Origin of the sequence: Pseudoflavonifractor sp. 524-17 (assembly GCF_009935845.1) — a bacterium.
GTDB lineage: Bacteria > Bacillota > Clostridia > Oscillospirales > Oscillospiraceae > Pseudoflavonifractor_A.
This window is the reverse complement of record NZ_QWEK01000050.1, coordinates 19,117-27,846: the sequence shown is the minus strand read 5'-3', so window position 1 is coordinate 27,846 and position 8,730 is coordinate 19,117. Positions and strand designations below refer to the sequence as shown.

Below are 8,730 nucleotides of genomic sequence, written 5' to 3'. Positions count from 1 at the left end.
GGCCCCACGGCCACCGCCGCCCCTGCCGCCCCGGCGGCGCCCTCCGCGCCCCCGGCCCCCGGCAGCGCCGGCCAGATCAGGCTGTACGACGTACCTGACAAGGAGGCCGCCATGCTCATGGCCATCGTGGCCGACAAGATGGGCAAGCCCTTGAATGAGCTGCGCTTCAAGTCCATGAAGGAGGTTAAGTGAGATGAAGTATAAAGTAACGCTGAACGGCCGCACCTACGAGGTGGAGGTGGAGGCCGGTCAGGCTATGCTGGTGGACGAGTACGAGGCCTACGCCCCCGCTCCCGCGGCCCCTGCGGCGCCTGCTGCCGCCCCCGCTCCCGCGGCTCCCGCCCCTGCGGCGCCTGCCGCCGCTGCGGTCACCGCCGCCGGCGAGACCGTCAACGCCCCCATGCCTGGCAACATCCTGCGTATTGAGGTCACTCAGGGCGCCTCCGTCAAGTCGGGCCAGCTGCTGGTGGTGCTGGAGGCTATGAAAATGGAAAACGAGATCCTCGCCCCCCGGGACGGCACCGTGGCCCAGATTGTGGTCCAAAAGGGGAGCAATGTGGACACCGGCGCGCCGCTGATCGTCCTGGCATAAGGAGGAGCCGTGCATGGATATTTTACAAACCCTGTCCAAGCTGGTCAATGAGTCCGGCTTTGCGGGCTTTTTCGCGGCGGGCGGCTGGAAAAATCTGATTATGATCGCCGTGGGCTGCGTGCTGCTCTATCTGGGCATCGCCAAGAAGTTTGAGCCCCTGCTGCTGGTGGGCATCGCTTTCGGCGTGCTGCTGACCAATATCCCGGGTGCGGGCCTGTACCATATGGAGATGTGGGATGCCTTTCTGGATCCCTCCAGCCCCTATTACCACAGCTATGGCCATATTCTCACCCAGGGCGGCCTGTTGGATATCCTGTATATAGGTGTAAAGGCGGGCGTATATCCCTCTTTGATCTTCATGGGCGTAGGCGCCATGACCGACTTCGGCCCCCTGCTGTCCAACCCCAAGAGCCTGCTGCTGGGCGCGGCGGCTCAGCTGGGTGTGTTCCTGGCTTTCTTCGGCGCCCTGTGCCTGGGCTTCAGCGGTCCTCAGGCCGCCTCCATCGGCATCATCGGCGGCGCGGACGGCCCCACCGCCCTGTATCTGACCAACCTGCTGGCGCCGGAGCTGCTGGGCCCCATCGCCATTGCGGCCTACTCCTATATGGCCCTTATCCCCATGATTCAGCCCCCCATTATGCGGCTGCTCACTACGGAGAAGGAGCGCGGCGTGAAGATGGAGCAAACCCGGACGGTCACCAAGACGGAGAAGATCGTCTTCCCCATCGTGGTCGCCACCTTTGTCATCCTGCTCATTCCCTCCACCGCGCCCCTCATCGGCTGCCTCATGTTCGGCAACCTGCTCCATGAGACCGGCGTCACCGAGCGGCTGAGCGACACCGCCCAGAACGCTCTGATGAACATTGTCACGCTGTTCCTGGGCATCAGCGTGGGTGCCACCACTGTGGCGGACCGCTTCCTCTCCTTCCAGACCATCTCCATTGTGGTGCTTGGTCTCATCGCCTTCTCCTGCTCTACCATCGGCGGTTTGCTGGTGGGCAAGCTGATGTACTACCTCTCCGGCGGCAAGGTCAATCCCCTCATCGGCTCTGCCGGCGTGTCCGCCGTGCCTATGGCGGCCCGGGTGTCCCAGGTGGAGGGTCAGAAGGCCAATCCCTCCAACTTCCTGCTGATGCACGCCATGGGTCCCAACGTGGCCGGCGTCATCGGCTCCGCTATCGCTGCCGGCTTCCTGCTGGCGGTGTTCCGCTGACGGTAAGATCCTGTTTCCATAACTGGGAACTGCCGGGTTCTGCGGTTGTAAATACGTCTTTCTGAAAAAGCAGCCCTCCGTGCGTCTTTGTCCGCGCGGAGGGCTGTTTTGTCTGTCTATCGGGCGCAGTCCCCAGGGACGTCAAGGCCCTGTCTGTGATAGTAATCCTCCACAGCGGCCCGGATGGCCTCCTCCGCCAGTACCGAGCAGTGGACCTTGTGGTGCGGCAGGCCGTCCAGCGCCTCTACCACCGCCTGATTGGTCAATTGTACCGCATCCTCCAGAGGCTTGCCCTTAATCAGCTCTGTGGCCATGGAACTGGCCGCGATGGCGGAGCCGCAGCCGAAGGTGTTGAAGGTGACGTCGGTGATGATGCCGCCGGACACCTTGATATACATCTTCATAATGTCGCCGCATTTGGCGTTGCCTACCTGGCCAATGCCGTCAGCGTCCTCCATCTTGCCCAGATTCCGGGGATTCTGCATATGATCCATAACCTTCTCGCTATATAACATGAGTCCGCACTCCTTTTTCTAATTCTTCCCACACGGGAGAGATGTCCCTCAAATACGCCACGATACCTGGAACCACCGACAGAATGTGTTCCATCTCCTGGGGGGTGTTATAGGCGCTCAGGCTCAGGCGGAGGGATCCGTGGGCCACCTCGTGGGGCAGGCCCAGCGCCAGCAGCACATGGCTGGGGTCCAGGGAGCCGGAGGTACACGCCGACCCGGAGGAGGCGGCCACCCCCTTGGCATCCAGCAGGAGCAGCAGGCTTTCCCCCTCAATTCCCTCAAAGCAGAAGCTCACATTGCCGGCCAGACGGCGCGCCGGATCCCCGTTGAGCTTGGCGTGGGGGATTTGGGACAGGCCCTCAATGAGCTGGTCCCGCAGGGCGGCGACATAGCTCTGGTGCTCCTCCAGGCGGGTAGCTGCCTCCTCCAGAGCCGCGGCCATGCCGGCAATAGCAGGCAGATTTTCCGTCCCCGCCCGGCGGCCCCGCTCCTGGGCGCCCCCCTCAATCAGAGGGCGCAGAGATACTCCCTTCCGGCAGTAGAGGGCTCCCACCCCCTTCGGGCCGTGGAATTTGTGGGCGGAGAGGGAGAGCATGTCAATGTTCTGCCGGCCCACGTCCACCGGAATATGCCCCACCGCCTGGACCGCGTCGGTGTGGAAAATCACACCCCGCTCCCGGCAGAGGGCGCCGATCTCCTCCACAGGCTGGAGGGTGCCGATCTCGTTGTTGGCCATCATAACTGTGACCAGAGCGGTAGCCTCATCCAGCGCCGCGGCCACAGCCTCCACAGTGACAATCCCCTCCGGGCCCACCGGCAGCAGGACGACCTCAAATCCCTCCCGCTCCAGCTGCTTCAGGGTGTGGAGCACCCCATGGTGCTCAATGGCGGTGGAGATGAGGCGGCGCTTGTTTTTTTGGGCTCCCAGCAGGGCGGCGGAACGGATAGCCTGGTTATCCGCCTCACTCCCGCCGGAGGTGAAGTAGATCTCCTCCGGCTTTGCCCCGATCCATTTGGCCACCTTGGCCCGGGCTTCCTCCAGAGCCTCAGCGGCCCGCTGGCCCACGCTGTGCAGGCTGGAGGGATTGCCATAAATGGTTTGAAAATAGGGCTCCATGGCCCGGCAGGCCGCTGGACTCATGGCGGTGGTTGCGGCGTTATCTGCATAGACGTACATAAGAAACCTCCTGGTGGAGAAATATTTCCATTATTCCTACTTGGTTAATATGATTATAAGGCCCAAACACCCGCTTGTCAAGTGCCTAGACCAAAGCGCGCGACTGGGAACCCCTACCCAGTTTTGGATAGAGGTTCCCCAGCCTACCGACAAAGCGCGTTAAATAAACTTTTCCAACATACGGGCCACGTCCCGAACGTCAATCGGCTTGGCGATGTGGGCGTTCATGCCGCAGTCCAGGCACTTTTTGATGTCCTCGGCAAAGGCGTCCGCCGTCATGGCGATAATAGGAATGTTGGCGTCCGCCCGGTCCAGGGCGCGGATGGCCTCAGCGGCCTGATAACCAGTCATGACCGGCATACGGATATCCATCAGAATCGCGTCGTAGAAGTTGGGAGGGGCGGCCTGGAACATATTGACACAGATCTGCCCGTTTTCCGCCCAGTCCAGCTCCAGCCCCAGTTCCGACAGAAGCTCGGAGGCAATTTCCCAGTTGAGTTCATTATCCTCTGCTAAAAGAATATGTTTGCCGTTAAAGTCCACATGGTGCTTTTGCTCCATGGATTCTGACTTCTCCTGCGACAAGCCGGCATAGGGTCTTAGTCCATAGTACAGCGTAGAGCGAAACAGCGGTTTGGAAATAAAGCCGCTCACACCGACGGCCCTGGCTTTCTCCTCAATATCACTCCAATCATACGCAGAAATGAGCAGGATAGGGACTTCATCTCCCAAATGATTGCGCAGCTCCCGGGCGGTTTCAATTCCGTCCATACCGGGGAGCTTCCAGTCCAAAAGGACTACTTGGTAATCGCGGTGCTGCCGGTGGCGTTCCGCCACCATTTCAACAGCGGTCTCTCCTTCCAGACACCATTCCGCCTTGACGCCGATGGATTCCAGGGAGGATACCGTGCTCTCACACAGGAACTGGTCGTCATCCACCACCAGCATCTCCCAATTGGGGAGAATCATGTCTACTTCCTGGATATCCGCGGTTTCCAAATCCAAGGTTACATGGAACTTTGTCCCCTTGCCTTGCTGGCTTTCCACTTCGATTGTGCCGCCCATAGCGTCTACAATGTACTTGGAGATGGCCATACCTAGGCCGGTGCCCTCGGTCTTATGGACGCGGGTGCTGTCCTCGCGGGAAAAGGATTCAAAAATCTTCGCCTGGAATTCCGGGGACATTCCGATGCCGCTGTCCTCCACCGTCAGATGGACCTGGATAAAATTATCTCCCTTTTCAGAGGGCTTCTCATAGAGGGAGACCTGAATTTTCCCGCCCTCCGGGGTAAACTTGATGGCGTTGGACAGGAAATTCAGCAGCACCTGATTGAGACGCACACTGTCACAGCATACATTTTCCACCGTGATATCGTGAATAAACACGTCAAACTGCTGCTTTTTTGCATGAATCTGTGGCTGAACAATATTGATCATACCGTCCATCACTTCGCGCAGAGAAACCATGTCCATATTCAGCGTCATCTTGCCGCTCTCAATTTTGGACATATCCAGCACATCGTTGATAAGGCCCAGAAGATGCTTGCTGGACAGAGCGATTTTCCGCAGGTAGTTCTGTACCTGCTGGGTATTGTTGATGTGAGTTGTGGCAATGGCGGTCATACCCACAATGGCGTTCATAGGCGTACGGATATCGTGGCTCATATTAGACAAAAACTCGCTCTTGGCCTTGTTGGCATGTTCTGCCGCCCGGCGCGCCTCGTCCAGCTCCACCATTTGCCGGCGCTGGAGCTGGATGTACTTCCTGAACACCAACAGCAGAGCCGCCAGTACAATTGCGCACCCCAGATAGACCGTGTACAGCCAGTCACTGCTTAGGGCGTTGACACTTTCATCCAGTTCGCCGTATGGTAATATTGTAATGAGATACCACTCAGAGTAACCCAGCTTCGTACAGTATAAATGGCTGCGCCCATCTCCAAATTGAAATACTGTGCTGTAATCCTCCTCGCGTTCCATCGCGGCCTGCAATTCCGCCACATAGGGGGTGCCGTCCATACCGTCTTCCCGGAAGAGAGCGTCCAGGCGGTCAAAGTAGTTCTCCCGGAACGCCTCGCCGCTGCGAATCACAAAAGAGCCGTCCCGGCGGATAATGTGGGAGAGCACCAGAGTGTCGTTTACCTCCAAAGAGAGGGTATCAGAGATATATGAGGGGGGCAGAGTGGCAATCAGGGCAGTACACTCAGAATCCCCAGCCATTGGATAGACTGCGGAAACCCCAAATAAAATCATCCTATCGCCGGAGACTGTCAGTCCCGCCGCCACCTTCATCTCACCATTGTTGAGAGATTCCAAAAAGGACCCCTCATCAACCGGAACGACCTCTTCCCCATAGATCATTTCAAGGCTGCCGTCCCTGGCGTAGAAGCCCAGAGAGTCAAAGCCCCGGGCTTTGGCGGCATAGGCTAGATTTTCCAGCATCTGGCTATACCGTGCGCTTCCATATGTAATATTGCCTACGGGGATGGTTTGTACCAGAGCCTCCACCTGGGACAGACGCAGCTCAACAACCGTTTCAAAGTGCATGGAGATCTGCTGTCCCATCCCGGTCATGTAGATGTTTCCTACTTCATTGATGGTTTCTGTACTCCTGCGCTGCATGTAGAAGGCCAGAAAGGAAAAAATACACACACACAGAACGGACACCAGAAGCAGACTGACAACCAGAAAGCGGGTGGTATTTTCCTGTTTTTTCTTCATCAGCAGCTCTCCTGGAATGCGCGGATAGCGTCGGCCGTCTGGCGGTAGTCTGCGTTTACCTGTTCTGCCAGGGCAGGCGCCTCGGGGGTGAAGCCGGAGCGCAGCGCTTCGCTGAGGGCGCTGCTGGACTGATACAGCTTGGTAAAGCTCAGGTTCTGGCACACACCCTTGATGGTGTGGGCGGCCCGGAACGCTTCGTCATACTGCTGGGCGTCCATGGACTTGATCAGGTTGTCATAGCTGGGATCGGCAAGAAATTTCAGCACAAATTTCTGCACCAGCCGGTCGCTGCGCAGGCGGCCTATGGCCTCCTCGTAATCTCCGCCCAGAGCGGTGTAGCATTCTTGCAACGTCATGTGTGTTCCTCTCCTTCGTGTTTTGTCTGCGCAGTTTCCGCGGTGCAGCCGTCAATCGGGGAGATGGCGGAAAGTGTCTGCTGCATGGTTTTGTCATAAAAACGGTACTGCCCCCGGCCGCCCCGTTTTACGGTATACAGGGCCTGATCCGCCGCGTGGAATAGTGTTTCATAGTCCATGCCAACCAGCTGTGTAGGCGCCACGCCCATACTGATGGAGATGGTAAATTCCTCATAGGTGCCGCACAAGGCGGTAAAAATGCGCTGAATAATATGCTCCAAAGGGGTGTCGTATTCCAAAAAGATCACGAATTCGTCACCGCCCACCCGGGCGGCAATATCGCCGCTGCGGATGCAGTTTTGCAGCTTGGAGGCCACATGCTTGAGCACATGGTCGCCAAAAATATGTCCATAGGTGTCGTTGGCCGATTTAAAGTGGTCCAGATCGAACATGACTAAGGCGTATTTACTGTCAGGCCGGTCCCCCATCCGCTCCAGAATGCGCTTTTTGGCATAAGCGTGGTTGAGCAGGCCGGTGAGCGTATCGTGGGAGGCCTGCCGTTCCAGAGAGTTCATCTGCGCCCGGGAGTCGTGGACATCCATGGCCTTTCCGATGCAGCCCATATACCGGGGCGGCTCGTCAGAGGACCAGGTGGCCCGGGCGATGACCCGGAACCAGCGCTCCTCCCCATCGATTGGAATGGTGGTATCCTGGGTGACCACCGGATTTTTGGGCGAGGAGGTGCGCAGGGCGCTGGTGATCTGCTTCAGAAACTCCGGCTTGAGCATACTGCAAACATGCTCGTCATTCAGGGGATCCATGACGATCTCCCCCAGCCCCAGCCGGTTGGCGCCCCAGGTGGTCAGGGTGAGCATAGCGGGCGTAAGGGTGTATTCGAACTGAACCTCCTTGGTGAGCGAGGCAAAGAAATTGTACTTTATCCGCTCGTGCTCCAGCAGCTCCAGCGTGCGCTCCGAGGCGGTGAGTTCGTTGTGGCTGATGATCTCCTGGGTGATGGTGCGCAGATCCCGCCGGCTGCGCTGGATGGCGTTGTCACTGTGCAGCTCCTGCTGGATGACATCGGAGATATCGGTGAGACACTCCAGCATCAGGGGATTAAACGTGCCGCACTGGCCGGCCAGAATCATTTCCAGGGCCTTCTCATGGGAGTGGGCCTTTTTGTAGACCCGCTCGCTGGTCAGGGCGTCATAGACGTCTGCGATGGCCACCACCTGAGCGGAAATGGGGATCTGATCCCCCACCAGGCCGTCGGGATAGCCCCGGCCGTCGTACCGCTCGTGGTGCCAGCGGCAGATCTCATAGGCGACCCGCACCAGAGGCTCGTCTTTGTGGAAGGGGAGATCCTCCAGCATGGTGGCGCCGATGAGGGAGTGGGTCTTCATAATGGCGAACTCCTCGTCCGTGAGGCGGCCGGGCTTGTTAAGAATGGCCTCGTCCACGGCGATCTTCCCAATGTCGTGGAGGGCGGAGGCGGTGCTGATGATAGAAATATCCATCTGGGAAAGCTGGTAGCGGCTGCTCTTCTGCATCAGGCGGTGCAGAAGCAGATCCGTAAGGGTATGGACATTACGCACGTGCTGGCCGCTCTCGCCGTTGCGGAACTCCACAATATGGCTCAGGATCTCGATCATCAAATTGCTGCGCTGCTCTTTTTCAAAGATCTGGTCCTCCACCAGGCCCACCAGCTTTTTCTGCTTGGCATAGAGCAGAATGGTGTTGACCACCCGGCGGTGGACGATAAGCGCGTCAAAGGGGCGGCTGATAAAGTCCGTGATCCCCAAGTTATAGGCCCGCTCCACAGAGGATGGGTTGCGGTCGGCTGAGATCATGATGACAGGGACATCCTCAATCCAGTTGCGCTGATTCATAATGGTCAGCACCTCAAAGCCGTCCATCACCGGCATTACGATATCCAGCAACACCAGGGAGAGTTCGCTGGCGCAGGACTGCAGGACGGAGATGGCCTCCAGGCCGTTTTCCGCCTCAATGATTTCGTACTCTATCTCCAACATGTCCGCCAGAATGGAGCGGTTCATCTCAGAGTCGTCCGCAATCAGGATTTTCTGTTTGCGGGTCTGCTCTTTACTCAAAAAGCGTCACTCCCTTACTGATTAGGGTGAATGGGGAAGGATCCG

At 58.2% G+C, this 8,730-nt stretch carries 7 protein-coding genes and 1 pseudogene; 3 read left to right on the top strand and 5 right to left on the bottom strand.

The features are described 5' to 3' along the window. The 3 genes and pseudogenes from D1159_RS15330 to D1159_RS15320 form a co-directional block, all read left to right on the top strand. Positions 1-192 (top strand): annotated as a pseudogene (locus tag D1159_RS15330) (hypothetical protein); the annotation flags it as partial. A gap of 1 nt (position 193) precedes the next feature. After that, complete coding sequence (locus tag D1159_RS15325; RefSeq protein WP_161846522.1) at positions 194-592, top strand: biotin/lipoyl-containing protein; 399 nt, start codon at positions 194-196, stop codon at positions 590-592. A 13-nt stretch (positions 593-605) separates the two neighbouring features. Next, positions 606-1,805, top strand: a complete 1,200-nt coding sequence (locus tag D1159_RS15320; protein ID WP_161846521.1) for a sodium ion-translocating decarboxylase subunit beta — start codon at positions 606-608, stop codon at positions 1,803-1,805. Between the two features lie 116 nt (positions 1,806-1,921). Here the strand turns inward: D1159_RS15320 and nifU are convergent, their stop codons facing one another. The 5 genes from nifU to D1159_RS15295 all read right to left on the bottom strand — a co-directional run bounded on the left by nifU (position 1,922) and on the right by D1159_RS15295 (position 8,685). Then, positions 1,922-2,320, bottom strand: coding sequence for a Fe-S cluster assembly scaffold protein NifU (nifU, locus tag D1159_RS15315; RefSeq protein WP_161846520.1), 399 nt, complete (start codon positions 2,318-2,320; stop codon positions 1,922-1,924). Continuing rightward, positions 2,310-3,497 (bottom strand): cysteine desulfurase NifS, encoded by a 1,188-nt coding sequence (gene nifS, locus D1159_RS15310; protein WP_161846519.1) that lies wholly within the window; start codon positions 3,495-3,497, stop codon positions 2,310-2,312. Before nifS ends, nifU begins: the two co-directional genes overlap by 11 nt. 159 nt (positions 3,498-3,656) lie before the next feature. Next, entirely contained in the window at positions 3,657-6,218 is a 2,562-nt protein-coding gene (locus tag D1159_RS15305) for a response regulator (RefSeq protein WP_161846518.1), read from the bottom strand. Further along, positions 6,218-6,574: an Hpt domain-containing protein gene (locus tag D1159_RS15300; RefSeq protein WP_161846517.1), complete on the bottom strand. Its 357-nt coding sequence runs from the start codon at positions 6,572-6,574 to the stop codon at positions 6,218-6,220. The genes D1159_RS15305 and D1159_RS15300 overlap by 1 nt, the downstream gene beginning before the upstream one ends. Then, the gene (locus D1159_RS15295; RefSeq protein ID WP_279280111.1) at positions 6,571-8,685 is read right to left on the bottom strand and encodes a diguanylate cyclase; all 2,115 of its coding nucleotides are present in this window, start codon (positions 8,683-8,685) and stop codon (positions 6,571-6,573) included. The genes D1159_RS15300 and D1159_RS15295 overlap by 4 nt, the downstream gene beginning before the upstream one ends. Between the last annotated feature and the right edge of the window lie 45 nt (positions 8,686-8,730).

Bases quoted from the DNA above. Each gene is read 5' to 3' on its own strand.
- nifU (WP_161846520.1), bottom strand. From the start codon at position 2,320: ATGTTATATAGCGAGAAGGTTATGGATCATATGCAGAATCCCCGGAAT.
- D1159_RS15300 (WP_161846517.1), bottom strand. From the start codon at position 6,574: ATGACGTTGCAAGAATGCTACACCGCTCTGGGCGGAGATTACGAGGAG.
- D1159_RS15305 (WP_161846518.1), bottom strand. From the start codon at position 6,218: ATGAAGAAAAAACAGGAAAATACCACCCGCTTTCTGGTTGTCAGTCTG.
- nifS (WP_161846519.1), bottom strand. From the start codon at position 3,497: ATGTACGTCTATGCAGATAACGCCGCAACCACCGCCATGAGTCCAGCG.
- D1159_RS15325 (WP_161846522.1), top strand. From the start codon at position 194: ATGAAGTATAAAGTAACGCTGAACGGCCGCACCTACGAGGTGGAGGTG.
- D1159_RS15320 (WP_161846521.1), top strand. From the start codon at position 606: ATGGATATTTTACAAACCCTGTCCAAGCTGGTCAATGAGTCCGGCTTT.